Genomic DNA, 23,317 nt, shown 5'->3' with positions numbered 1-23,317 from the left:
TCACGAGGTGGCGGTGACGGCGATGGGCGAGCCGTCGCACGCGACGGCGCCGGGGACCGAGCCGCTCGACCGCTCGAACCTGCTGCACTGGTCGGTCCGCCTGACGCAGATGGGCAACGTGCTCGGGACGCCGGCGTACATGTCGCCCGAGCAGCACTTCGGGCGCCCCGCGGGGCCCACGTCGGATCAGTTCAGCTTCAGCATCACGCTGTACGAGGCGCTCTACGGGGCGCGCCCGTTCATCGGCGACTCGTGGGCGGCGATCCGCCTGCAGGTCCAGGACGGCATCATCCCGGCGCCGCCGCTCGAGTCGCCGGTGCCGCGCCGCCTGTTCAAGGTGATCCAGCGCGGGCTGGCGCTCGAGCCGGGCGACCGCTGGCCGAGCCTGGCGGCGATGATCGCGGCGCTCGAGCACGACCCGTGGAAGGCGCGCGTGCGCGTGGCGGTGATGGCGGGCCTCATCGGCGCGGCGTCGCTGGCGAGCTACGCGGTGGCGGTGTCGCGGGTCGAGGGCGGACAGCGCTGTCAGTTCGACGCCGACAAGCTGGCGGGGGTGTGGGACCCGGCGCGCGCGACGGCGGTGACCCGCGCGTTCGAGCGACCCACCTGCCGTTCGCGACCGACACCGCGCGGCGCGTGGAGGGGCGCGTCGATGCCTATGCAAGGCCTGGCTCGGCGCGCGCCAGGCGGCCTGCCAGGATCACGCGGCCGGGGTCCAGACCGATCGCTTGATCGATCTGCGGGTCGCCTGCCTCGAGCGGCGCAAGGCCCACCTGGCGACGCTGGTCGACGTGTTCATCGCCGCCGACGGGGCGGTGGTCGAGAACGCGGTGCAGGCGGCGGCGTCGCTGCCGAGCCTGGGCGCGTGCGCCGACTCGAGCGACCTGGTGGCGAAGGTGCCGCCCGACGATCCGGCGGTGGCCGAGCGCGTGGAGGTGGTGGGGCGCGAGCTGGGCCGCGTCGACATCCTCGAGCGCACGGGGCAGTACGAGGAAGGGCTGGGGCTGGCGAAGCGGCTGCGCACGGAGGCCGCGAGCCTCGGCTACCCGCCGCTCGAGGCCCAGGCGGCGCTGAGCGAGGGCCGGCTGTTGATGGCGTCGGCGCGCGCGGTGGAGGCCGAGGCGGCGCTGCGCCAGGCGCTCAAGCTGGGCATCGCCCACGACCTGCACGCGACGGCGGCCGAGGCGGCGATCATGCGGATCTTCGTGCTCGGCAACGAGCTGGCGCGTCCGCAGGAGGGGCTCGCTTCGGTGCCGTTCGCCGAGGCGCTGGTCGAGCGGGCCCGCGGCGCGGGGCTCCTGGGCCCGCTGCTTCACAACAACGCGGGGGCGATGCACGACCTGCTCGGCGACGTCGACGCGGCGCGCGCCAGCTACGAGGCGGCGATCGCCGGGCTGCGCGGGCTGGCCGAGCCCGATCCGCTCGAGGCGATCGTGCAGCACAACCTCGGGCAGATGTTCCTCGACCGCGGCCGCCTCGAGCCGGCGCGCGATCAATTTTTGCGCGCACGCGATCGCTTCGTGGCGATCGTCGGCGACGGTCACCCGCTGGTGGCGCACCCGCTGATCGGCCTCGGCGACGTCGACCTGGAACGCGGGCGTCACGTCGAGGCGATGCCGAGCTACTTGCGCGCGCTGGCCCTCCTCGAGGGGGCGCACGGGCCGGAGCACCGCTACTTGATCTACCCGCTGGTCGGCCTCGGGCACGCGCACGCGCGGGCGGGGCGCGGCGAGGAGGCGGCGAAGTTCTACGCGCGGGCGGTGCAGATCGCGGAGCGGGCGGACATCCGCGATAAATTCTTCGCGGCGGCGCTCGCGGGGCTGGCGGACGTCTCCGCCTCGGCGGGCGCGACAGAGCAGGCTCAGCAGCTGTACGAGCGGGCGTGGACGGTCTACGAGGAGCTCGGCGCCGAGGACGAGGAGGCGGCTCGAGCGGCGCTGCGGGCCGGCGAGCTGGCGCTGCAGCGGGGCGAGCGCGAGGCGGCGAGCCGGTGGTTCGAGCGCGTGCTGGCGAAGCCGGGCCAGGCCGGGAGGCAGCTCGCGCGCGCGCCGCGGCTCAGCTCGCCGGGGTGCTGGCGGGCCGCGGCGGGGCGGGGAGCGCACGGGTCTGCGGATTGGCACAGGGGGCCGCCGCAGGGCTCGACGAGGCCGAACCGCTGCGCGCACAAGCGAGCGAGCTGGCGCACGAGTCCTGCGCCGGCCGTTGAGCGCGGCGGGGTATGATCGCCGAAGGTGAGCGCCGGCGACGTGGAAGACACGGTCCCGGGGGACAAGGCCCCCGCTTCGCCGCGCGCTTCGCCCGAGCCGGTCGAGGTCCCGCAGAGCATCGGTCGCTATCGCGTGCTGTCGCAGCTCGGGGTCGGCGGGATGGGCGTGGTGTACGCGGCCTACGACAACGACCTCGACCGCAAGGTGGCCATCAAGCTGGTGCTGCCCGACAGCGAGAGCCTCGGACGCGAGGCGGCGCTGCTGCGCGAGGCGCAGGCGCTGGCCAAGGTCGAGCACCCGCACGTGGTGCGCGTGTACGAGGTGGGCAACTACCGCGGCCAGGTCTATCTGGTGATGGAGTTCCTCAGCGGCGCGACGCTGCGGAGCTGGATGCGCGCCGAGCCGCGGCCGTGGCGGCAGCGGCTGGCGGTGCTGATCCAGGCCGGTCGCGGCCTGCAGGCGGCGCACGACGCCGGGGTGGTGCACCGCGACTTCAAGCCCGACAACGTGGTGGTCGACGGCTCGGGCCTGGCGCGCGTGGTCGACTTCGGGTTGGCGCAGGCCGACGCCGGCGAGGACGACAGCACGGTGCTCGGCACGCCCCGCTACATGCCGCCCGAGCAGTGGCGCGGCGAATCGGCGGGGCCGCGGGCGGACCAGTTCAGCTTCGCGGTGACGCTCTACGAGGCGCTGTACGGGCGGCGGCCGTTCGCGGGGGCGACCACGATCCTGCTGCGGGAGGCGATCGAGATCGGGATGGTGCCGCCGCCGCCGTCGGACTCGCAGGTCCCGCGGCGGTTCTTTCGCATCCTCGAGCGGGCGCTGTCGCCGTCGCCGGAGGCGCGCTGGCCGAGCATGGCCGACATGCTGGCGGCGCTCGAGCACGACCCGTGGGCCGTGCCGCTGCGCGTGCTCGCGGTCAGCGTGGCCCTCGTGGTCGTCGGCGTGGCCGGCTATGCGACCGCGACGGTGCGCGCGACCGACTCGCCGCGCTGCGAGGCGGCGGGCGAGCGGCTCGACGCGGTGTGGGGCGAGCCGCAGCGCGTCGAGGTGCGTCGCGCCTTCAAGGGCACCGGGCTGGGGTTCGCGCGCGACGTCGGCGACCGCGTGATCGCGCGGCTCGACGACTACGCCGACGGCTGGCGCGATCAACGACGGGCGGTGTGCGAGGAGCACGCGGCGGGGTTGCAGACCGATCGCTTGACCGATCTGCGCAACGCTTGCCTCGATCAGCGGCTGGCCCACTTGTCGGCGCTGACGCAGGTGTTCATGGCGCCCGATCTGTCGGTGGTCGAGAACGCGGTGCAGGCGACCGCGGCGCTGCCGGGGCTGGCCGCGTGCGCCGACGCCAACGCGCTGCTGGCGGTGATCCTGCCCGACGATCCCGCGGTGGTGCGCGAGATCGAGGCGCTGCGGGCCCAGCTGGCCCGCGCCGACGTGCTCGAGCAGACCGGGCGCTACGAGGAGGGGTTGAAGATCGCGGCCGAGGTGCGCAAGGAGGCGGCGCGGCTCGGCTACGCGCCGCTCGCGGCCGAGGCGGCGCTCAGCGACGGGCGGCTGCGGATGGCGGCCACGCCGGGCGCGGAGGCCGAGGCGGCGCTGGCCGAGGCGGTGCGGCTCGGCATCGCCAACGATCAGTACGCGGTCGCGGCCGAGGCGGCGGTGATCCACATGTACGTCGTCGGCAGCGACGAGAGCCGGCGCAGCGAGGGGCTGGCGTCGGTGATGTACGCCGAGGCGCTGGTGGCCCGCGCCCGCGGCGACGCGCGGCTGGTCGCGCTGCTGCACAACAACATCGGCACACTGCACGACGACCGCGAGGGCAGCGTCGACCTGGCGCGGGCCCACTACGAGCGGGCGATCGAGGCGCTGCGCGTGCGCGGCGAGGCCGACCCGCTGGCGGCGATCGTCCATCACAACCTCGGGATCATGTACGTCAACCACGGGCGGCTCGACGAGGCGCGGGCGCAGTTCGAGCGGGCCCTCGAGCTGTTCGCCACCGTGTTCGGCGCCGACCACCCGCTGGGCGCTCACCCGCGGGTCGGCTTCGGCGACGTGGCGACGCGGCGGGGCGCGTTCGCCGAGGCCATCCCGAGCTACCGCGAGGCCATCGCCCTGATGGAGCCGTCGCTCGGCGCGGAGCACCAGTTCTTGCTCGATCCGCTGGCCGGCCTCGGCGTCGCCTACGTGCGCGTCGGCATGCACGCGGAGGCCCGGCCGTACCTCACGCGGGCGCTGACGATCGCCGAGCGCGACGGCCTGCGGCGTGAACCCGTCGGCGACGCGTTGGTCGGCCTCGCCGACATCGCCGCGTCCGCCGGTCGGACCGCCGAGGCGCGCGACTTCTACGGCCGGGCCGCCGACCTGTACGAGGCCTCGCTCGAGAGCGACCCGGCCAAGGCCTCGCGCGCGGCGCTCCAGGCCGGCGAGCTGTCGGCCGCGCTGGGGGAACGGGACGAGGCGATCCGGTGGTTCGAGCGGGTGCGGGTCAGCCAGCGCGGGTCGGAGCTCGAGCGGGGGCAGGCCGCGCTGTCGCTGGCGACGCTGCTGTCGAGCCGCGCGGCCGAGCACGCCCGCGTGTGCGCGCTGCTGACGAGCGGGCGCTCGGCGGTGCCGGAGGGCGACCTGCGGCGGACCGACACCGAGGCGCTGTTCGCCGCCTGCGAGCGGCACTGAGGGCAGGGAGCCGCGTACGCGGTCACGAGGTGCTGCGCGCCGCGTGGGAGCCGGTGATGGCGCTCGGAGCGGAGCGTCGCAGGCGCGGCTCGCCGCGGGCGGGCTCGCCGGTCGCGCGGGCGCAGCGTGCCTGGTGCGCGCTCGCGGGTTGCGTTCAGTTGCCGGCGGCGCCGAGGCACCGGACAAGGGTGAGGGCGCGTCATCGCGGCGCGGATGGGACGCCGGCCAGGAGATGTCCGGGAAAGCATGTCCTCACAGACATGCTCGTAACGACATGCCCCGGCGGACATGCCGCTCGGGACATGCCCCTTCGGCCAGCCTCAGCCCGCGCCGCGGCGCAGGCGGGCCAGCTGGGAGTTGGCGTCGCGGGCGTAGCGGCCGGTCGGGGCCAGCTTCAGGTACGTCTCGTAGGCGACCACCGCGCCGGCGTCGTCCTTGCCGGCCTGGCGCAGCACGCCGAGGGTGAGCCAGCAGTCGGCGAGGTTGGGATCGACGGCGACGCACTTGTCGGCGGTGGTCCGCGACTCGGACATCTTGCCCTGCTCGAGCTGGACCTGGGCCGTCAGCAGCAGGACCTCGGGGTGGTCGGGCGCCTGCTGCGACAGCTCGCCGAGGGCGGCCGAGGCGACCTTGAGCTTGCCGTCCTTGTAGGCGTCCTTGGCCTTGGCGAGCCGCTCGGTGAACGCGGCGTCGGTGGGCGCAGGGGCCGGGGGCGGGGCTTGGGCGCCTCGACGAGCCGGGTCTCGGGCGGCGGCTCGGGCTTGGCCTCGGGGGCCTTGGCCTCGGCCGGCAGCGCCTCCGTGGTGGCGCCGGCGTCCGGACCGGCGTCGGGGCCCTCGCCGAACAGCGAGTCGCGCATCGCGTAGAGGGCGAGCGCGACCACCACCGCGGCGACCGCCCCGATCAACGGCCACGGCGGGGCGGGGGCGGGGCCGGCGTGGCGAACAGGTCGTCGTCGCCGCCGCTGTCGCTCACCGGCTCGGCGGCGCCGAGGAACGCCTGCATGAACTCGTCGGCGGGCCGGGCCTGGAACGACGGCGGCGGCTCGCTCGGCGGAGCAGGGATCGGCGCAGAGGCGATCGGCCGCGGGGGCGGCGGCAGCGAGTGGAGCGGCGCGGCCTGCACCGGCGAGAGCGCCGGCAACACGTCGAGGTCGAGATCGCCGCCGAGCGGCGCGTACTCGCCGGGACGCGTCAGCGAGGCGGCGCCGAAGTCGGGCCGGCGCTCGGGCTCGGGCTGCGCGGTCGGGCTCGTGCGCGACTCGACGGACAGCGGCGGGATGCCGCCGCGCAAGGTCGTCGAGAACACGCTGTCGGCCGCCAGGCTGGCGGGCGGCGGCTCGCTGACGGGCTCGGCGGGGGCTGTCCCTGGAACATGTGCGAAAGGCCAGGCGTCGAGGCGGGCTGCGAGGGCTGGCCGAAGTCGCCGAGGGGACGCTCCTCGAGGCCGCGGGCGGGGGACAGGCTGGCGAACGCGGCGCTCGCGGCCGATACGGGCGCGGCAGCCGCGGCCTCGGGTCGCCGCGACGGATCCAACCACTCACCGCAGTATCGGCACTTGACGGCGACTTCCTGGATCTGCTCCCCCAGAACGGGCAAGGTTTCATTAGAGTTGGAAGCATACCGGGCCCTGCGGCCGCGACCCAGCATCGGGGTGATTCAGGCCCGAGTCCTCTCATGAGGAAGGTCTCGCCTTCTTTTGCTGCGAGGCGTAACGCCTCTCAGGCAAGCTGGCTCGGCTCGTTTCTCGGCCCATGAAGCGCGAACACTACCTGTCGCCGTTCTTGCGCAACCCCCCGGCTCGCCTCGATCTGGCGACGTTGCCGACGCCCGTCGAGCGGGCGCCGTGGCTCGACGCTCCCGGGGCTGCGGTCTACGTCAAGCGCGACGATCAGACCAGCCGTCTCTATGGCGGCGGCAAGGTGCGCAAGCTGGAGTGGCTGCTGGCCAACCCGCCGTACGACGATCGACGTCCGATCGTCTCGGTCGGCGGGATCGGCAGCCATCACCTCGTGGCGCTGGCGCTCCACCTGCAGGCCCAGGGCCGCGAGCTGCACGCCTGGGTGTTCGACCAGGTCCCGACGGCGCACACGCTCGACGATCTGGCGCTGCTGCTGTCGACGGGGGCCAAGCTTGGCCGGTACCGACGCGGCCGGCGCTGCCGCTCGCGTGGCTGGCGTACCGCACCTGGGCCCGGCCGGAGCAGGCCGGGGTGTACATGCCGCCCGGCGGGACCACCGGGCTCGGTTCGCTCGGCTTCGTCGAGGCCGGGCTCGAGCTCGCCCAGCAGGTGAAGGACGGCGTGCTGCCGGCCCTGCAGGCGCTGTACGTCACCGGGGGCACGTGCGGCTCGTGCTGCGGGCTGGCGCTCGGGCTGGCGCTGGCGGGCTTGCCGGTGCGCATCCGCGTGGTGTCGGCGCTCGAGCGCCTGTACCTCGGGACATATCTGCTCAAGCGCACGCTGAGCCAGGTGTTCGCCGCGATGGTCAAGGCCGGGCTGCAGCCCGAGCTGGCCGCGCTCGGGCCGGACGGGCTGCTCGCGCGCGCCGGCGTGACCTGGTCGATCGACCACTCGCAGGTCGGGTCCGGTTACGCGGTGCCGACCATGGCGGGCGAGGAGGCGGTGGCCCTGGCCGCGGGCGGCGGCCTCGCGCTCGAGACGACCTACACCGGCAAGTGCCTGGCCGCGCTGCGGAGCGACCTGGCGGCCGGGGCGGTGTCCGGGTCGGTGCTGTTCTGGGACACCCACGGGGCCACCGACCTGCGCCCGCACATCGTCGAGGGCTGGGAGGCGCGCGTGCCGATGGCGCTGCGGCGGCGACTGATCCGCGCCGGCGCGGCGCTGCCGGCCGCGACCTGAGACCTGCGGGCCTGCTCTTCGGGGCATGTTCGAGCGAACATGTCCTGCACGACAGGTCCGGCCGCGGCCGCGGCCTGGCCGGAGGCGGCGGCCGGCGGCGGTCGGGTGGGGACGAGCCCCGGGTCCGGCCGACCCCGGCGGCCGGCGGCCGTCCGGACCCGGCAGGACGGTTTGTGCTTGCGCCGGGTGGGCCTTCGCGTCAATGTCCGGCCCGCCATGTTCACCCTCACGCTCGACCCACCGGAGGTGTCGCCCCGCCTCGCGGTCATCACGATCGACCGCCCGGGCGAGAAGGTCAATACGATCGCTCCGGCGGCGCTGGCCGCGATCGAGGAGCAGTTCGCGGAGCTCGAGAGCACGCCCGGTCTGGCCGGCGTCGTGCTGATCTCGGGCAAGCCCGACAACTTCATCGCCGGCGCCGACGTCGAGGTGTTCGCCACCGCGAAGGACCGCAAGGACGTCGAGACGTTCAGCCGCAAGGGCCACGAGGTCCTCAAGCGGATCGCCAACTCGAAGGTGCCGATCGTCGCCGCGATCCACGGGGCCTGCCTCGGCGCCGGCCTCGAGCTCGCGCTGTGCTGCACCTGGCGGATCGCCACCGACTCGCCGAAGACGGTGCTCGGCCTGCCCGAGACGATGCTCGGCCTGTTCCCGGGCGGCGGCGGCGTGACCCGCCTGCCGCGCCTCATCGGCGTGCGCGAGGCGCTCGACGTGATCCTCACCGGCCGCAACATCCGCCCGCGCGCGGCCAAGAAGATGGGCCTCGTCGATCAGGTGGTGAGCGAGGAGTCGCTGCTGGCGGCCGCTCGCCGGGCGGCGGGGCTGCTCGCGGCGCACAAGCTCGAGCCGCACCTGCACCCGAAGAGCGACGTGGCCCGCGTCCTGCTCGAGCAAAACCCGGTCGGCCGGCGCGTGCTGTTCAACCAGGCGCGCAAGACGGTCCAGCGCAAGACGCTGGGCCTGTACCCGGCGCCGCTGGTGGCGATCGACCTGATCGAGCGCGGCCTGTCGCTGCCGCTCGACGAGGCGCTGGCCCAGGAGCCGCCGGCGTTCGCCGAGCTGGCGGTGGGGCCGGTGGCGCAGAACCTGGTGTCGCTGTTCCGCCGCAGCAACGCGCTGAAGAAGCAAGAGGTCAAGGACGCCGAGGGCGACGTCGTCGAGGGCGCGCCGATCCACCGGCTGGGTATGGTCGGCGGCGGCTTCATGGGCGCCGACATCGCCGTGGTCTCGGCCGAGAAGGGCATCGAGACGCGGATCCGCGACATCGCCCCCGAGCCGCTGGGCAAGGCGCTGGCCCACTGCAAGTCGTACTTCGACCGGCGGGCCAAGAGCCTCGGCGAGCGCCACGTGTTCAAGGCCAGGAGCCGGGTCAGCGGCAGCCTCGAGCTGGCCGGCTTCGGCACCATGGACCTCATCATCGAGGCCGTGCCCGAGAACCTCGGCCTCAAGCAGGACGTGTTCGCCCAGCTCGAGACGATCGTGCCGCCCACGACGATCCTGGCCAGCAACACCTCGGCGCTGCCGATCGGCAAGGTCGGGGCCAAGCTGCAGCACAAGGACCGCCTGATCGGCCTGCACTTCTTCTCGCCGGTGTCGAAGATGCCGCTGCTCGAGATCGTGGTGACGCCGGAGACCTCGCCGCAGACGCTGGCGACCTGCCTGCGCTACGCGGCGCAGATCGGCAAGACGCCGATCGTCGTCAAGGACGGCCCGGGCTTCTACACCACGCGCGTGCTCGGCTTCTACTTGATGGCCGCGCTGCAGATGGTCCAGGACGGCCACACGATCGAGGCGGTCGATCGCGGGGCGCGGCAGATCGGCTGGCCGGTCGGCCCGATCACCCTGCTCGACGAGGTCGGCATCGACGTCGGCGCGAAGGTGTCGAAGACGCTGGCCGAGGCGTTCCCCGAGCGCATCACCGTGCCCGACACGGTCGACCAGTTCCTCGCCAGCAAGCGCTACGGCCGCAAGAACGGCCGCGGGTTCTACATCTACCCCGGCGAGAACGAGCGCTCGTTCCTCGGCAAGAAGCCGCGCAAGCGCGTCGACCCCGAGGTCTACGAGTTCTTCGCCGGCCGCACGCCGCTGTCCGAGCCGGGCGACCCGGAGGAGCTGGGCGAGCGCCTGACGCTGATCGCGGCGCTCGAGGCGATCCGCTGCCTCGAGGAGGGCATCATCGCCACGCCGCGCGACGGCGACATCGGGGCGGTGTTCGGCTTCGGCTACCCGCCGATGCGCGGCGGCCCGTTCCGCCACATCGACGCGCTCGGCCCGGGCGCGGTGGTCAGCCGCCTGGCCCAGCTTCGCGAGCGCTACGGCGACATACACGCCGCCGGCGCTGCTGCTCGAGCTGGCCAGGTCGGGCAAGGACTTTCGAGCCTCAACAAGGATGAGGGAGGTGCCGCATGAGTTCGCAGGTCCGCAGAGTCGCGGTGGTCGCCGGGGCGCGTACGCCCTTTTGTAAGGCGGGCGGGCAGCTGATCCGCAGCTCGGCCGTGCAGCTCGGCGTGGCGGCAGCCCGCGAGACGCTGATGCGGGCCCAGATCCGGCCCGAGCGCGTGCAGCAGATCGTGTTCGGCATCGTCTCGCCGCCGGTCGGCGCGCCGAACATCGCCCGCGAGATCGCGCTCGCCGGGGCGTTCCCCACCGGGGTGCCCGGCTTCACGATCAGCATGGCCTGCATCTCGAGCAACCAGGCGATCACGACCGCCGCCGAGTCGATCGCGCTCGGCAAGGCCGACGTGGTGCTCGCCGGCGGCGCCGAGGTGCTGAGCGACGTGCCGATCCAGTACGGCCGCCGCTTCCGCGACGCGCTGTTCGTCGCCAGCAAGGCCCGCACGGCCTCCGAGCGGCTCAAGGCGTTCCGCGGGGTCAAGCTCGGCGACCTCGCCCCGGTGGCGCCCGCCATCGCCGAGACGTCGACCGGCCAGACGATGGGCCAGTCGGCCGAGAAGATGGCCAAGGCGTTCGGCATCAAGCGCGAGGACCAGGACAAGTTCGCCGCGCAGAGCCACCAGCGCGCCGGCGAGGCGTGGAAGAACAAGCTCATCTCGTCGCGCATCGCCCCGGTGGCGGTCCCGCGCGGCAAAGAGGTGAACATCGTCACCAGCGACGACCACCCGCGCCCGGACACGAGCGTCGAGAAGCTGTCCAAGCTGAAGCCGGTGTTCGACCGCGAGCTCGGCTCGGTCACCGCCGGCAACAGCTCGCCGCTGACCGACGGCGCGTCGGCGGTGCTGCTGGCCTCGGAGGAGGTCGCCCGCGCCGAGGGCTGGCCGATCCTCGGCATCCTCCGCGGCTACCACTACACCGCCATCGATCCGTTCGAGCACCTGCTCATGGGGCCCGTCAGCGCGGTCGCCAGCGTGCTCGATCAGACCGGCCTGGCGCTGTCCGACCTCGGCGTGATCGAGATGCACGAGGCGTTCGCGGCCCAGGTGCTGGCCAACATTTACGGCCTCGGCTCGGCCAAGTACTGCGCCGAGAAGCTCGGCCGCCCGGCCGCGGTCGGCGACATCGACCCGACGTTCATCAACCAGTGGGGCGGCAGCATCAGCCTCGGCCACCCGTTCGGCGCCACCGGCGGCCGCCTGGTGATCCAGCTGCTCGACCAGATGGCCCAGAAGTCGGCCCAGTTCGGCCTGATCTCCGCCTGCGCTGCCGGCGGGATGGGCTCGGCAATGATCTTCGAGCGGGCCTGAGGCTCGCTGACGAAAAAACGCGGGCTCCGGGGGTCGCCTCGGGGCCCGTTCGCTTCGGGCCCCGCGAGCGCGTCAGACGTGACCGCATGGGCTCGGCGCTGAGCTTCGAGCGGGCCTGACGCTCATGGCAATGAACTACGGGCTCCGGGGTCGCCTCGGGGCCCGTCTGCGCCTTCGGGCTCCGCGAGCGGCGCGCGTCAGGACATGTCCTCCAGGGCATGTCCAGGAGGACATGTGATGAGGGGCATGCTCTTCAGGACAGCCGCTCAGGCGAGCCGGGTATCGCCGTCGTCGAAGCGGTCGTCGTCGAGGTCGTCGCCGTCGTCGAGGTGATCGAGGGCGTCGTCGTCCTCTTCGTCGCGGGCGGCGACCAGGGTCGAGCCGGCGGAGAAATCGACCGCGGCGCGGTAGCGGAGCGGGTCGACGCCGACGCGGCGGATCCGGAACAGGCTGAGGCCGATGGCGGCGGTCACGTCGGGGCTGCCGCGGTACTGCAGGCGGCAGTCGCCGGTCGACGCGATCTGGATCGAGCCGCTCAGCTTGCCGAGCTGCTGGAAGCGCAGGAGCTCGGACGACTCGCCGCGCAGGGCCACGCCGGCCTGGCCCGACTCGGAGCCGTAGAAGAGGAGGTCGCGGCCCTTGAACAGCTCGCCGACGACGAAGTAGCGGAGGAACGGCCAGTCGTCGCGCTCGCGCAGCTCGAGGGCGATCTGGCGCGGGCTCTGGAGGCGCTCGACGTCGAGCTCGGCGACCGAGACGAAGAAGGAGGCCCGGCGCGCGAGGGCGATCTGCAGCTCGGCGCCGGCGTCTCCGAGCGCGAGGTCGGCGGCGCCGCCGAAGCCGAGCGTGCCCTCGCTGTGGTACTGGAATTTCTCGGCGCGTCGACCGCCCGGCTCGCTGACGACGGGCACGCCGAAGTCGGTGGTGAGGTGGCCGATGCGCACGAACACGCCGCCGCGGAACACCCCGTAGTCGCCGGGACGCACGTCGAGGAGCGGCGGCCAGACCGCCCGGCAACGCAGGTGCTTCCGCAGGGAACGGGTGTACTCGCGGGCGATGCTCATCCCCATCACTATGGCACGCCTACTCCCAGTCGAGCAGGCTGAGCGAGGCGCGCACGAGCTCGCCCATGGATTCGCAGCGCAGGAAGCGATCGTCGCGGTGGTGATGCGCGAGCTCTTGCCGCAGCCGCTGGATGTTCTCGACCGGCGCGAGGTCGTCGTCGCTCATGGTGTGCAGGAGATCGCCGAGCGCTTCGTGCTCCGCGCGGGCGCGCAGGCGCAGCAGCGCGTGCTCCTCCTCCTGGTACTGCTTGACCGACTCGTGGGTCATGCACGACATGGCGAGGAAGATGACCGCGTTGTTCTGCGAGTAGTACTTGGGCATGTACACGTTGCAGCGGCCCTCGTAGCTCTGCTGGTCGAAGTCGATCGCGCGGATCCGGACCATCACCTCGTCGAGGTCGGGGATGACGTTGACGACGAAGTTGCTCGAGTGCATGTCGCCGAGGAGGCGGACGAAGCAGCGCTCGTTGAACTTGACGAACTCCTTGGCCAGGCGGACCGCCTCGATCCGCGAGTCGCCGAGGTGCTCGCGGATGAACTGGTCGCCGGGGATCCCGGCGATGTGCTCCTCGATGAGGGTGACGCCGTCGGTGAGGTACTGGATCCGGCTCGGCGACAAGAGGTCCTCGAGCTCGAGGCCGTAGAGCCGCGAGGCGTCGGCGTGCTTGACGTAGAAGTAGTCGAAGTTCTCGTTGAGGGTGTTGAGGATCCGGACGCGGAACGGCTGGGTGTTGCCGTAGGTGCAGACGTCGACGCGATCGGTGATGAGGTGCTGCATCAGCGCCGCGTTGCCCATGACCCGCATGTTCGCGTAGGTGCGCACGAGGTCGCGGTGGATCTCCTTGCGCATCGACGGCGGATACAGCACCGACTGCCACAAGGTGTCGCGCCCGCGCTTGTCGTAGACCGGGGTGGCGTCGTCGTAGCGCGTGAGATCGGCGTACGACACCGGCAGCTCGGCGAGCCGACTGTGACGGCGGAGGTAGCCGCGTAGACCGTCCTGCACGCGGTAGGGACGCTTCTTCCGCGAGATCATCGCCATGCCGCGGCAGGATGACGGCTCGCCGCCGCCGGCGCAAGCAGGGCCTCGGGTCGCGTCGGGCAGGCCGCGGCGCCGGCAGTGCTCGACGCGCCGCGCGAGCGGCCCGGTCGGCGGTCGCTCTGCAGTTCAAAGCGACGACGCGGTCGCGTCTGGCGCGGCGGGCCGGACGTCGGCATGCTGCCGGGGTGCGGGCGATCGCGGTGATCGGGCTCGGCGCCGCGCTCGCGTGCGGGAGCGAGGCTGGCCTTGCGGACAGGCGAGGCGGCGAAGCGCCGGCGGCCGTCGAGCTGTGGTTCGCCGGCGACGTCCACCTCGGGCCCGGCGGGGTAGGGGCGCTCGCCGGGCTCGGCGCGGCCATGGCCGACGCGAGCGGCGTGGTCAACCTCGAGGGGCCGATCGATCCGCGGGGCGTCCATGGGGTCGAGCGCGAGCCCGCGGCGCTGCGCCTGTTCAATGGGACAGGTACGCCGGAAGAGCTGGCGCGGGCGGGCGTCGCCGCCGTCGGGCTCGCCAACAACCACGCGGGCGACGCCGGGCCGGCGGGACAGGCGAACACCGCCGCGGCCCTGCGCGCCGCCGGTCTGGCGCCGTTCGGCGGCGCGGCCGGCGTGGCGGTGATCGAGCGCGACGGGCTGCGGGTGGCGCTCGCGGGGTTCGACCTGGCCGACGAGGTGCCGCCGGAGCTGCCCGCGGCGCTGGCCGAGGCGCGTCGCGCCGGCGATGTCCTCGCGGTCGGCTTTCACACCACGGGTCCGCCGCTCTATCTGCCCGAGCCGCCGCTGCGGCGCGCGGTCGACCTGGCCTTCGAGGCAGGTGCCGCGGTGGTCGTCGCCCACGGCTCGCACTCCCTCGCCGGCGCCGAGCTGCGGGGCCGAGGGGTCGTCGCCTGGGGCCTCGGCAACGCCGCGTTCGCCTGCGACTGCACCGAGGAGCGCGAGGCCCTGGTCCTGCGCGTGCGACTGGGCCGCGACGGGGTCGAGTCGGCCGCGCTGCTGCCGATCGACGCCGGGCTCGGCGGCCAGCCGGCGCGCGTCGCCGCGGATCCGGGGCCGGTGCTCGACCTGCTGCAGGCGCTCGGGGTGGCCGGCCGCCGCGATGCCGACCGCCTGACGCTCACGCCGTGAGCGAGGTTCGCCGAGCGGCTGTGACGCGAGCGCACGGTGCTCGTGGTGAAGGCGACCGCCGCCCCGCGCTCCTCGCCGCCGACGACACCTCGCGCGCCCGTCGCTCGCGCCGTCGGCCACACCTCGCTCGCGCGCTCGGTCAGGTCTGTCTTCCATGACATGTTCGAGAAGACATAAACATTGGAGCATGCCCGATCGGGCATGCTCTTTAGGTCGCGCTCGAAGATGGTTCCTGCGCCCGCCCGGGGCGCTGCCTGTTCATCAGGCGGCGAAGAACCAGCCCTCTTCGACCTTGTGCTCGTAGTCGGTGAGGGGCCCGCCGCTGGCTTTCTCCACGCTCTGGAGCAGGCGGATGTTCTTGCGGTCGATCGGCGTCAGCTTCGCGTCGGTGTACGCCTCGTCGGGCGTGTACCACTCCATCATGCTGAAGTGCTGGAACAGCAGGACCGAGCGGAACGGCCGGCCGCGGCGGGCGTAGATGGTGTTGCGCAGCATCCTCAGGTCGCGCAGCGACAGCGTCGCCAGCTGGTTGGCGCTCAGCAGCGCGTCGAGCTGGGTCGGGTCGGCGAGCGGCGACAGGTCTTCGGGCTTGAGCTCGGGGTCGGCAGTCCAGCCGCCGAGGTGGACCGCGAGCAGCTCGAGCTCGATGTCCTCCTCCGGGCTGAGCGGGCCGGCGGCCTTCTTGTCGAGGAGGGCCTTCTGCTGCGACACCAGCGTGTCTCTGGGGATCGCTCGCTCGTGGTCGACGATCGCGCGGGCGTTGGTGTAGTCGGTGGGCGTGAGCTTGCCGAGGTCGGGCGTGGGGGCCGGGGCGTACCAGTCGAAGCGGCGGAAGTGCTGGTCGAGCCACGGCTTGCGGAAGCTCTGGCCCGCGCGCGCGTAGATCGTGTTGCGCATCAGCGTGAGCTCGCGCAGGGTCCGGCCGGAGAGGTCTGCGGGGGTGAGCTCGCCGTCGTAGTAGAGCGGGCGCGCGGCGGCCTCGGGCGGGCTGACGGGGGCCGGCGCCGCAGCTGTCTTTTCGGGCAGGTCATGGATCACGGGCGCGGGCGGCTCGGCCGGGGCGGGCGCGGGCGGGGCGGGGGAGGCCGGCTGCGCCGGCGCGGGTTCGGTCGTGGTCCGGTCGCACCCCGAAGCGGGTCCGAGCAGCGCGGCGAGCAGCGCGAGGGCTCCAGGGGTCCGCGCCATGAACGTGAGAAGGCCGGGACGTGAAGGTCGGTTCATGCCAGCCGCACTTTACCCTGGCGGGCGCGCGCGGCAGTGGGCGATGATGTCACCCATGGTCTACCGAAATGTGACGCCGCTCGTCGTCGCCTGCGCGCTGGCGGCCGGGTGTGGCGACGATCTCAACACCACCGACAGCGCCGCCGGGACCGAGACGGACCCGACGAGCACGACCGACACGCCGGCGACCACCACCGACGTGACGCCGACGACGACCGAGACGAGCACGGACTCGACCACCGGCGACACCTCGACGGGCACCACCGGCGACGAGGTCCCGGTCGGCGGTTGCGGAGCGCCGCCGTTCGAGTGGCTCCCGTCCGACGGCATGGGCGAGATCATCGACTTCGAGCAGGTCATCGAGCTCGACGCGCCGACGATCACCGACCTGCTCGAGCAGAACGGCTTCACCGCGCTGGGCGAGGCCGACTTCGGGGCGCGGGTCTACAAGATCCGCTACGTCACCCAGGATCGCGGCGAGAAGCACGAGACCACCGGCTTCGTGTCGTTCCCGCTGCTGGACGCGCCGGAGGAGCGGCCGGTGGTGGTGTGGGCCCACGGGACCAGCGGCTTCACCGACGCGTGCGCGCCGACCAAGGATCCGATGGGCTTCCAGGTGCCGCTGATCCTCGCGGCCAAGGGCTTCGTCTCGGTCGCGCCGGACTACATCGGCATGAACGGCTGGGGCCCGGCGTCGAACCGCCTGCACCCGTACATCGTGCCCGAGCCGACGGCGATCGCCACGCTCGACTCGATCCGCGCGCTGTATCAGCTGGCCGCCGGCAACATGGATCTGCCGAGCTTGCCGGGCGACGACGTGGTCCTGTTCGGGGCCTCCGAGGGCGGCTTCGCCACGCTGTGGGCCGACCGCTACGCGCCTCACTACGCGCCCGAGCTCAACATCGTCGCCAACGTGGCCGCGGTGCCGCCGACCGACGCGGTCGGGCTGACGGAGCACGGCGCGACGGTGTTCGGGCCGACCACCGGCGCGCTCGCCGCCGCGGTCGTCGGCGGCTGGGACTGGACCGGCCGCCAGGGCGACCTCAGCGAGGTGCTCAGCCCGGGGCCCCCGATCGACGTGGCCACGACGCTGCCGATGTTGATGGAAGGCGGCTGCAGCTTCGACCTGCCGCCGGAGATCACCGGGACGAACCAGGTCTACACGCAGTCGTTCATCGACGCGGTGGTCGCCCGCGACTGGGAGGCGCTCGGCGACTGGGGCTGCTTCCTGCGCCAGGCCACGCTCGGCGAGTCCGAGGTGCCGCTGCTGAAGATCACGCCGACGCTGATCCAGCAGGGCGAGGTCGACGACCTGGTCTACACGCCGGTGGTCAAGGCCGACCTGCCGCGCCTGTGCGACCAGGGCTACCAGCTCGAGCACATCGACTGCGCCGGCGCCGGCCACGGCGACTCGGTGCTGCAGGCGGTGCCGTACATCCTGGATTGGGTCACCGCCCGCCTGGACGGCGAGCCGCTGGCCGAGCCGTGCGTGATCCACGAGCCGACCGACTGCACCGCGCTGTGAGCCGGGGCGCGTGAGCGCTTCGGGGCAGGTCCCCGGGGACAGGTCCGAACGGGCAGGTCCTCGGGGACATGCTCGTTCGGACAGGCTCAGCCCGCGGGCGGGTCGGCCGGGGCGGCGCTCGCGGGAGCCGGGGCGGCGGCCGCTGCGGTCGGCTTGCTGGCCCCGCCGGCGGCGGCCCAGGCGTCGAGGTGGCGCAGGACGGTCATGACGATCTTGTCCTCGGCGCGCTTGCGCTTGGCGGCCACGGCGACGCGGCCGTCGTCGACGTTGATGAGGATCGAGAAGCCGACCTGCGGCGTGCCGTCCTCGGCGGTGATGACCCCGGTGAGGCCGCTGACGCCGTCGAGGGTGCCGGTCTTGGCGCGCACGCGCTTGCCCGACTTGCGCAGGCGCGACACCATGGTGCCGCGCTCGCCGGCGACGGGCAGGGCGGACAGGAGGCCGCCCTCCTCGGCGCGCACGCGGCCGGCGACGGCGATGAGATCGACGAGCCCGCTGGTGGTGACGCGGCCGAGGTCCGACATGCCGGAGCCGTTCTCGAACACCAGCGCGTTGGGGTCGAGGCCGAGCGCGCGCCAGTAGCCGAGCACGACCTGCGAGCCGTTGTCCCAGTCGCCGGGGCTCTGGGTCACGCGCCAGCCGACGGTGCGCAGCAGCTGCTCGGCCATGAAGTTGTTGGAGAAGGCGAGGGCGTCGGCGGCGATGACCGCGAGCGGGGCCGAGTCGCGGCGCGTGACCGGCTCGGCGCCGTGGCCGTAGGTCGGCGCGCGACCGCGGACGACCGGCAGCGGGGCGTCCTGGCTGCGCGCGGCGAGCATGACCGCGAGGGCGCCGCCGGTGTAGAGGCCGGGGTCGGAGATCCGCCGGCGCACGAGCACCGGCTTGGCGCGCCGACGGATCTTGCCGGTGACCTCGACGACGGTCTCGAGCGCGTCGCCCTCGCCGCGCGCGTAGGTGCGGACCGTGGGCACGCCGCTGCCGATGGTCGCGCGGTTGTCGATGACGACGTGGGTGCTGTCGGGGAAGAGCTTGACGACCGGACCCTCGGCGGCGGGCGCGACGGTGATCTCGACGGTGTTGAAGTCGAGGCTGAGCGCGCCGCTCGGGGCCTGGTACGACAGGCCGATCGCGGTGTCGGAGAAGCCGGGGGCCAGCCGGCGCGGCGAAAAGGCGTCGTCGTCGACGACGATCCGCGTCAACGAGGCGAGGTCGGTGCGCGCGGCGATCTCGTCGGCGAGCGCGGCCAGAGCCACGTGGTCGAAGCTCGGGTCGCCCTCGCCGACGACCACGAGGTCCTCGCCGTGCCGCAAGACGCGGGTCTCGAACCGGTAGTCGGCCCCGAGCAGGTCGAGCGCGGCGGCGGTGGTCAGCAGCTTGTTGTTGCTGGCCGGGTTGAGCGGGACGTCGCCCTGGAAGTCGAACAGGACGGTGTCGCTGGCGAGGTCGCGGACGTGGACGCTGACCGAGGCGAGCCGCTCGAGCGGGGCGACGATCTTGCGGATCGCGGTGTCGAGCCCGGCGGTGTCGAGGGCGATCGGCGGGCCCCCGGCGCCGCCCCGCACCTGCTCGACGGCGCGGCTGACCGCCTCGAGGCGCGACAGCAGCCGCTCCTCGGCGGTCGGCGGCGGCAGCTCGTCCGGGACCACGACGACCTCGACGTAGGCGTCGCGCCGCGGCTCGCCGTCGCCGGTCCCGAGGGACATGGCGTACGGGACAGGTGCGACCATCCGCGTGAGCGCGCCGCCCTCGAAGGCGAGGACGGCCGCGGCGACCAGGGTGATCGCGCCGGCCGCGGCAGGCCAGACGTGCATGCGCACACACAATGATCCGAGGCGGAAGAGCGCGTCAAGCCGCGGGGGCGCGGCAAAGGCGGCGGGGCGCGCCGCGCGAGGTGACAGCGCCGTCAGGTCGCGCGCGCAGGTGCGGAGGGGAGGCTGGCCGAAAGGACATATGCGGTCCAGCGGACGCGAGCGCGCGCAGGCGCACCGGCGCCCGCGCGCGCACGGGGATGCGCCGGATCGACGCCGAAGATCCCCGGGTGCGGGCGGGGGCCCGGTCCGGGTTCGCCCGCGCTTGCTCACGTCGGCGGCGGCCTCGTGGATCCGGCAGGTGAAGCCCGGTACCCTGCGGCATGACCTCACTTGTGCGTCGTTCTCTGGTGTCTGTTCCCCTGCTGCTGGCCGCCTGCGGCGACGACGAACGCGAGAGCGCGACCGCGGGGGCGATGACGATGACGGGCGCGACGGTGACTGCGACGACGCCGGGCATCACCACCGAGAGCGTCACCACGAGCAGCGGGACGGAGGCGCCGACCACCGGCGGCAGCGAGTCCGGCAGCTCGACGACGGAGGCGGTGACGACGACCGAGAACACCGGCGGGATCAAGTTCGACCTCGGCGCCAACGACCTCGGCGAGACGGGCGGGCCGCCGCCCGGCAACGTGTGCAAGGTGCAGGGCGACATGGACGCGATCGGCGACTGCGAGATGGAGGCGGCGCCCGACAGCTTCGCGCCGGCGCTGCAGTGGTCGTTCGGCGCCAACCTGCAGTCGATGGTGACGCCGCTGGTCGGCAACTTCACCGACGACAACGCCGACGGGGAGATCGATCTGTGCGACGTCCCCGACGTGCTGTTCGTCGCCGGACCGACGATCGGTTACGGCCAGATCTGCGAGCTGTTCGTGCTCGACGGCGCGACCGGGACCCAGCACTACGCGATCCCGACGAGCGAGAGCCTGTCGTGCTTCGCCACGCCGGCGTTCGCCGACATCGACAACGACGGCCTGCCGGAGATCGTGGCGATCTGGAACAGCGGCGGGACCTACCGCCTCAAGGCGTTCGAACACGACGGCACGCTGAAGTGGACCAATACGACCGACGGCGGCCAGTACGACCAGTTCTACCGCGAGACCGGGGCGGTCGCGATCCATGACCTCGACGCCGACGGCGACGCCGAGATCATCTTCAACCACGAGGTCTACGACCACAACGGCGTGCTGCTGTGGGCGCAGACCAACCCGCAGCCGGGCGAGCTCGAGGCGAGCGTCGGCGTCGACCTCGACGGCGACGGCAAGATGGAGGTCGTGACCGGCCACTCGGCGTATCGCCACGACGGCTCGGTGTACTGGGAGAAGTACCCGCAAGTGACCGCGCAGGCGATCCCGCAGATCGCCAACCTCGACGACGACCCGTTCCCGGAGGTGTTCATCACCTCGGGCCAGGGGCTGTGGATGCTCGAGCACGACGGCACGGTGAAGTGGGGCCCGGCGACGCCGACCGGGGTGCAGCCGGCGGGCTACCTGACGTGGATGCGGCCCGGCACGGTGCACGACTTCGACGGCGACAGTCAGCCGGAGTACGCGTCGTCGTCGAGCGCCTTCTACGCCGTCTACGAGGGCAACCCGGCCACCGTGCTGTGGCAGTCGCAGGTCGTCGACAGCTCGGGCGCGGCCGGCGGCACCGCGTTCGACTTCCTCGGCGACGGCGTGGCCGAGGCGATGTACGCCGACGAGCAGAACTTCCGCATCTACGACGGCGTCACCGGCCAGGTCGTGCTGACGCAGGCGCGCGTCAGCTACACGCTGAGCGAGTACCCGATCGTGGCCGACGTCGACAACGACGGCTCGGCCGAGATCCTGGTGGTGTCGCTGTCGGGGCAGCCGGCCCTGCAGGTGCTGCGCGACGCCGAGGACCGGTGGATCCAGGCGCGCCGGATCTGGAACCAGCACGCCTACTACGTCACCAACGTGCGCGAGGACAGCACGCTGCCGACGACGCCGGTCGACAACTGGAAGATCTTCAACACCTACCGGACCAACGCCCAGATCGAGGGCGGCGGGCTGTGCATGCCCAACCCGCCGGGTTGATCGCATGATCTTCAGGACATGTCCGAGAGGGCATGTCCTGGAGCACGCGCTGGCGGGGAGGCGCGCGGCCGCGCGGCGGAGAAAATTCGCGGCCGCTCACGGAATCCGATTCGGCCGGGAAACCATGGATGACGGCCCGTACGGCCGGACTTAACCATGACTTTCCAGACCCTTCGTATTCCTCGATTCCTCTCGTTTTCTCTCCTTCTCGCGCCGGTGGCCGCTTGTACGCTCCAGAAGGCCGACCTGGGCGCCTACTCCGGCACCGAGGGGACCGACTCCAGCGGCGGCTCCTCCAGCGAGACGAGCACCTCGGGCGACGCGACCACCGGTGAGCCGCCGCAGCAGACGACCTCGACCGAGGCGCTGACCAGCCACGGAGCGGAGTCCTTCACGACGACCGGCACGCCGTGGGCGGGGTGCCTCGGACCCGAGGAGGGGACCGCGGTCGCCGTCGAGGTGAGCGCGCCGACCCTGATCGATCCCGAGGCCTACCCGAGCGAGTTCGACGTCCGCTGCAGCGTGCAGGGGATCATCGGCGGTGCGATCGCGCTGCAGTGCACCGACGATCTCGAGGGCGTGCACGCAGTGACGCTGACGGTGGCGACGGAGACGCCGCACACGGGGCTGCTCGGCGGCGAGACCGACGTGCGTGTCAGCTACCGCGCGGCCGACTCGCAGGAGTTCGGGCTCGACCTGCGCACGCACGTGGCGGTCCACGCGGTCGACGACGGCGCCCTGCTGCTGTTCTACGCGATCGGCTACGACGTGTTCGCCGCGGACCTCGAGGCGTTCTGGGCGCCGATGCACTTCGTCGACGGCGACCTCGGCTTCTGCCCGGCGGACCCCAGCGAGCTGTGCGGCACCACCGAGCGGGCCACGGTGTACGTCAACGACGGCGTGGACCAGATCACCGTGTACGACGGCAACCTCGAGACGTTCACGGCGTCGAGCGTGTACGTCTACGCCGAGACCGTCGAGGATACCGTCCAGACGAACTTCGAGGACTGCGCCGACGTGCTGTACGGCCGCTGGGTCGAGCTGCTCGCGCTCAAGGCCGACATGTGACGTGTCCGCAGGGACAGGTCGCTGCCTGGCTCACGGCTTGAGCCGCGGCTGGGTGCGGGTGTGGCGATCGGGGTGCGGCTCGCCGCGCTCGTCCTGCCACGGGAACACGCGCAGCGAGGGGTCGCTGTCCGGGTCCCAGGCGACCAGGCCGAGGCCCTCGATGTCGCGCGGGACCATGTCCCAGGCGTAGCGGAACATCGGGTTGTGGGCGTTGCCGAGGCGGTCGAAGATCCGCACCTCGAACGACAGGCGGATCCACGTGCGGTAGGTGTCGACCTCGGCCGCGGCGCCGCGGTGCACGGTGTACGCGTCCATCAGCGTCAGCTCCCACGGCGGGGCGTGCCAGGCGTGCGCGCTGCGGGTCCTGGCGACCTGGTTGTTCATCTCGAAGAAGAAGTTGTGCCTGGCCTCGTCGAGGCCGGTGAAGTCGAACGGCTGGACGTAGTAGGCCGTGGGCAGGCAGTCGGTCACGGTGTACGTGTGGTTGATGCGGACCTTGGGCTGCCAGCGCGCCCTGGAAGCCGTCGACGTGGCAGGGCGCCTCGCGCTGCAGCACGCCGCCGCGGACGGGGCCCTGATCGACGGTGAGGTAGCAGTAGTACTCGTCGTAGTGGCGCGGGTTGACCGCGAGCTCGAGGTCGGCGACGCGCTGGACGAGCCAGCGCAGCTGCGCGAGCTCGGCGGGCAGGCGGAAGTCGGAGCCCGGGAACTTGATCGGCATGTCGAGCGTGCGCGGCATGCCGGGCTGCGTCAGCGCGGCCCGCTCGGCCTCGGGGACCTGGCCGAGCTCGACCGGTCGGCGCGCGACCTTGAAGTTCTCGAGGTCCCAGACCGTGCCGATCTTCTGCAGGATCGGCGAGTCCTCCGGCAGCGCGGGGAGGCTGGCCTTCGGGTCAGGTTCGATCCGCACGCCGACGTCGGCGAGGCCGGGGACGGTGTAGTGCTTGCCGCGGTAGCCGAGCTCG

Annotated in this window: 21 protein-coding genes; 11 read left to right on the top strand and 10 right to left on the bottom strand. The window is 72.8% G+C overall.

Annotation, left to right across the window (positions count from 1 at the left end; translation table 11 throughout):
• The gene (locus OV079_RS14660; RefSeq protein ID WP_267769147.1) at positions 1-141 is read right to left on the bottom strand and encodes a hypothetical protein; all 141 of its coding nucleotides are present in this window, start codon (positions 139-141) and stop codon (positions 1-3) included.
• Positions 142-222: 81 nt separating this feature from the next.
• On the bottom strand, positions 223-462 hold the full coding sequence (locus OV079_RS14655; RefSeq protein WP_267769145.1) for a hypothetical protein: 240 nt from the start codon (positions 460-462) through the stop codon (positions 223-225).
• 266 nt (positions 463-728) lie between these two features.
• Here OV079_RS14655 and OV079_RS14650 point away from each other — a divergent pair, with 266 nt between their 5' ends.
• Together OV079_RS14650 and OV079_RS14645 are read left to right on the top strand one after the other, a co-directional pair.
• On the top strand, positions 729-2,222 hold the full coding sequence (locus tag OV079_RS14650; protein WP_267769143.1) for a tetratricopeptide repeat protein: 1,494 nt from the start codon (positions 729-731) through the stop codon (positions 2,220-2,222).
• Positions 2,223-2,231: 9 nt separating this feature from the next.
• Positions 2,232-4,883 (top strand): protein kinase domain-containing protein, encoded by a 2,652-nt coding sequence (locus OV079_RS14645; RefSeq protein ID WP_267769141.1) that lies wholly within the window; start codon positions 2,232-2,234, stop codon positions 4,881-4,883.
• A 320-nt stretch (positions 4,884-5,203) separates the two neighbouring features.
• On the opposite strand, the gene OV079_RS14640 is transcribed toward OV079_RS14645, so the two are convergent.
• From OV079_RS14640 to OV079_RS14630, 3 genes are read right to left on the bottom strand one after another with little or no spacing between them, the layout of a single operon-like run.
• On the bottom strand, positions 5,204-5,488 hold the full coding sequence (locus OV079_RS14640) for a tetratricopeptide repeat protein (protein ID WP_420829520.1): 285 nt from the start codon (positions 5,486-5,488) through the stop codon (positions 5,204-5,206).
• A complete protein-coding gene (locus OV079_RS14635) occupies positions 5,446-5,790 on the bottom strand; it encodes a hypothetical protein (protein ID WP_267769138.1) in 345 nt (114 codons plus the stop codon). Before OV079_RS14635 ends, OV079_RS14640 begins: the two co-directional genes overlap by 43 nt.
• Positions 5,787-6,191, bottom strand: coding sequence for a hypothetical protein (locus tag OV079_RS14630; protein WP_267769135.1), 405 nt, complete (start codon positions 6,189-6,191; stop codon positions 5,787-5,789). Before OV079_RS14630 ends, OV079_RS14635 begins: the two co-directional genes overlap by 4 nt.
• Before the next feature lie 445 nt (positions 6,192-6,636).
• Between OV079_RS14630 and OV079_RS14625 the strand changes: the two genes are divergently transcribed.
• The 4 genes from OV079_RS14625 (at position 6,637) to OV079_RS14610 (ending at position 11,443) form a co-directional block, all read left to right on the top strand.
• Complete coding sequence (locus tag OV079_RS14625) at positions 6,637-7,176, top strand: hypothetical protein (protein ID WP_267769133.1); 540 nt, start codon at positions 6,637-6,639, stop codon at positions 7,174-7,176.
• On the top strand, positions 7,101-7,742 hold the full coding sequence (locus OV079_RS14620; protein WP_267769131.1) for a PALP domain-containing protein: 642 nt from the start codon (positions 7,101-7,103) through the stop codon (positions 7,740-7,742). Before OV079_RS14625 ends, OV079_RS14620 begins: the two co-directional genes overlap by 76 nt.
• Positions 7,743-7,958: 216 nt before the next feature.
• A complete protein-coding gene (locus OV079_RS14615; protein ID WP_267769130.1) occupies positions 7,959-10,151 on the top strand; it encodes a 3-hydroxyacyl-CoA dehydrogenase NAD-binding domain-containing protein in 2,193 nt (730 codons plus the stop codon).
• Positions 10,148-11,443 carry an acetyl-CoA C-acyltransferase gene (locus OV079_RS14610; RefSeq protein WP_267769129.1) on the top strand — a complete coding sequence of 432 codons (1,296 nt, stop codon included), beginning with the start codon at positions 10,148-10,150 and terminating at the stop codon, positions 11,441-11,443. The genes OV079_RS14615 and OV079_RS14610 overlap by 4 nt, the downstream gene beginning before the upstream one ends.
• Before the next feature lie 266 nt (positions 11,444-11,709).
• Here OV079_RS14610 and OV079_RS14605 read toward each other — a convergent pair whose 3' ends face one another.
• On the bottom strand, positions 11,710-12,507 hold the full coding sequence (locus OV079_RS14605; RefSeq protein WP_267769127.1) for a hypothetical protein: 798 nt from the start codon (positions 12,505-12,507) through the stop codon (positions 11,710-11,712).
• 19 nt (positions 12,508-12,526) lie between these two features.
• Complete coding sequence (locus OV079_RS14600) at positions 12,527-13,549, bottom strand: hypothetical protein (RefSeq protein ID WP_267769125.1); 1,023 nt, start codon at positions 13,547-13,549, stop codon at positions 12,527-12,529.
• Positions 13,550-13,734: 185 nt separating this feature from the next.
• Here OV079_RS14600 and OV079_RS14595 point away from each other — a divergent pair, with 185 nt between their 5' ends.
• Entirely contained in the window at positions 13,735-14,673 is a 939-nt protein-coding gene (locus OV079_RS14595; protein WP_267769124.1) for a CapA family protein, read from the top strand.
• A gap of 261 nt (positions 14,674-14,934) precedes the next feature.
• Here the strand turns inward: OV079_RS14595 and OV079_RS14590 are convergent, their stop codons facing one another.
• Positions 14,935-15,894, bottom strand: a complete 960-nt coding sequence (locus OV079_RS14590) for a YARHG domain-containing protein (RefSeq protein ID WP_267769122.1) — start codon at positions 15,892-15,894, stop codon at positions 14,935-14,937.
• A gap of 55 nt (positions 15,895-15,949) precedes the next feature.
• Here OV079_RS14590 and OV079_RS14585 point away from each other — a divergent pair, with 55 nt between their 5' ends.
• Positions 15,950-17,419 carry a lipase family protein gene (locus OV079_RS14585; RefSeq protein WP_267769119.1) on the top strand — a complete coding sequence of 490 codons (1,470 nt, stop codon included), beginning with the start codon at positions 15,950-15,952 and terminating at the stop codon, positions 17,417-17,419.
• 86 nt (positions 17,420-17,505) lie between these two features.
• Here OV079_RS14585 and dacB read toward each other — a convergent pair whose 3' ends face one another.
• Complete coding sequence (dacB, locus tag OV079_RS14580; protein WP_267769117.1) at positions 17,506-19,230, bottom strand: D-alanyl-D-alanine carboxypeptidase/D-alanyl-D-alanine endopeptidase; 1,725 nt, start codon at positions 19,228-19,230, stop codon at positions 17,506-17,508.
• 347 nt (positions 19,231-19,577) lie between these two features.
• Here dacB and OV079_RS14575 point away from each other — a divergent pair, with 347 nt between their 5' ends.
• The gene (locus OV079_RS14575) at positions 19,578-21,284 is read left to right on the top strand and encodes an FG-GAP-like repeat-containing protein (RefSeq protein ID WP_267769115.1); all 1,707 of its coding nucleotides are present in this window, start codon (positions 19,578-19,580) and stop codon (positions 21,282-21,284) included.
• 216 nt (positions 21,285-21,500) lie between these two features.
• Positions 21,501-22,352: a hypothetical protein gene (locus OV079_RS14570; protein ID WP_267769113.1), complete on the top strand. Its 852-nt coding sequence runs from the start codon at positions 21,501-21,503 to the stop codon at positions 22,350-22,352.
• A 30-nt stretch (positions 22,353-22,382) separates the two neighbouring features.
• On the opposite strand, the gene OV079_RS14565 is transcribed toward OV079_RS14570, so the two are convergent.
• Positions 22,383-22,823, bottom strand: a complete 441-nt coding sequence (locus OV079_RS14565) for a hypothetical protein (RefSeq protein WP_267769111.1) — start codon at positions 22,821-22,823, stop codon at positions 22,383-22,385.
• A gap of 248 nt (positions 22,824-23,071) precedes the next feature.
• On the opposite strand from OV079_RS14565, the gene OV079_RS14560 reads away from it, so the two are divergent.
• Entirely contained in the window at positions 23,072-23,293 is a 222-nt protein-coding gene (locus OV079_RS14560; protein ID WP_267769109.1) for a hypothetical protein, read from the top strand.
• Positions 23,294-23,317 lie beyond the last annotated feature (24 nt).

It is taken from the genome of Nannocystis pusilla (assembly GCF_026626665.1).
Classification (GTDB): Bacteria; Myxococcota_A; Polyangia; order Nannocystales; family Nannocystaceae; genus Nannocystis; species Nannocystis pusilla.
Note: the sequence above shows the minus strand (reverse complement) of the source record. Positions and strands in the feature narration are given on the sequence as shown.

Bases quoted from the DNA above. Each gene is read 5' to 3' on its own strand.
- OV079_RS14590 (WP_267769122.1), bottom strand. From the start codon at position 15,894: ATGAACCGACCTTCACGTCCCGGCCTTCTCACGTTCATGGCGCGGACC.
- OV079_RS14655 (WP_267769145.1), bottom strand. From the start codon at position 462: ATGAGGCCCGCCATCACCGCCACGCGCACGCGCGCCTTCCACGGGTCG.
- OV079_RS14615 (WP_267769130.1), top strand. From the start codon at position 7,959: ATGTTCACCCTCACGCTCGACCCACCGGAGGTGTCGCCCCGCCTCGCG.
- OV079_RS14600 (WP_267769125.1), bottom strand. From the start codon at position 13,549: ATGGCGATGATCTCGCGGAAGAAGCGTCCCTACCGCGTGCAGGACGGT.
- OV079_RS14605 (WP_267769127.1), bottom strand. From the start codon at position 12,507: ATGAGCATCGCCCGCGAGTACACCCGTTCCCTGCGGAAGCACCTGCGT.
- OV079_RS14620 (WP_267769131.1), top strand. From the start codon at position 7,101: ATGCCGCCCGGCGGGACCACCGGGCTCGGTTCGCTCGGCTTCGTCGAG.
- OV079_RS14585 (WP_267769119.1), top strand. From the start codon at position 15,950: ATGGTCTACCGAAATGTGACGCCGCTCGTCGTCGCCTGCGCGCTGGCG.
- OV079_RS14610 (WP_267769129.1), top strand. From the start codon at position 10,148: ATGAGTTCGCAGGTCCGCAGAGTCGCGGTGGTCGCCGGGGCGCGTACG.
- OV079_RS14560 (WP_267769109.1), top strand. From the start codon at position 23,072: ATGTCGAGCGTGCGCGGCATGCCGGGCTGCGTCAGCGCGGCCCGCTCG.
- OV079_RS14660 (WP_267769147.1), bottom strand. From the start codon at position 141: ATGTACGCCGGCGTCCCGAGCACGTTGCCCATCTGCGTCAGGCGGACC.
- OV079_RS14625 (WP_267769133.1), top strand. From the start codon at position 6,637: ATGAAGCGCGAACACTACCTGTCGCCGTTCTTGCGCAACCCCCCGGCT.
- dacB (WP_267769117.1), bottom strand. From the start codon at position 19,230: ATGCACGTCTGGCCTGCCGCGGCCGGCGCGATCACCCTGGTCGCCGCG.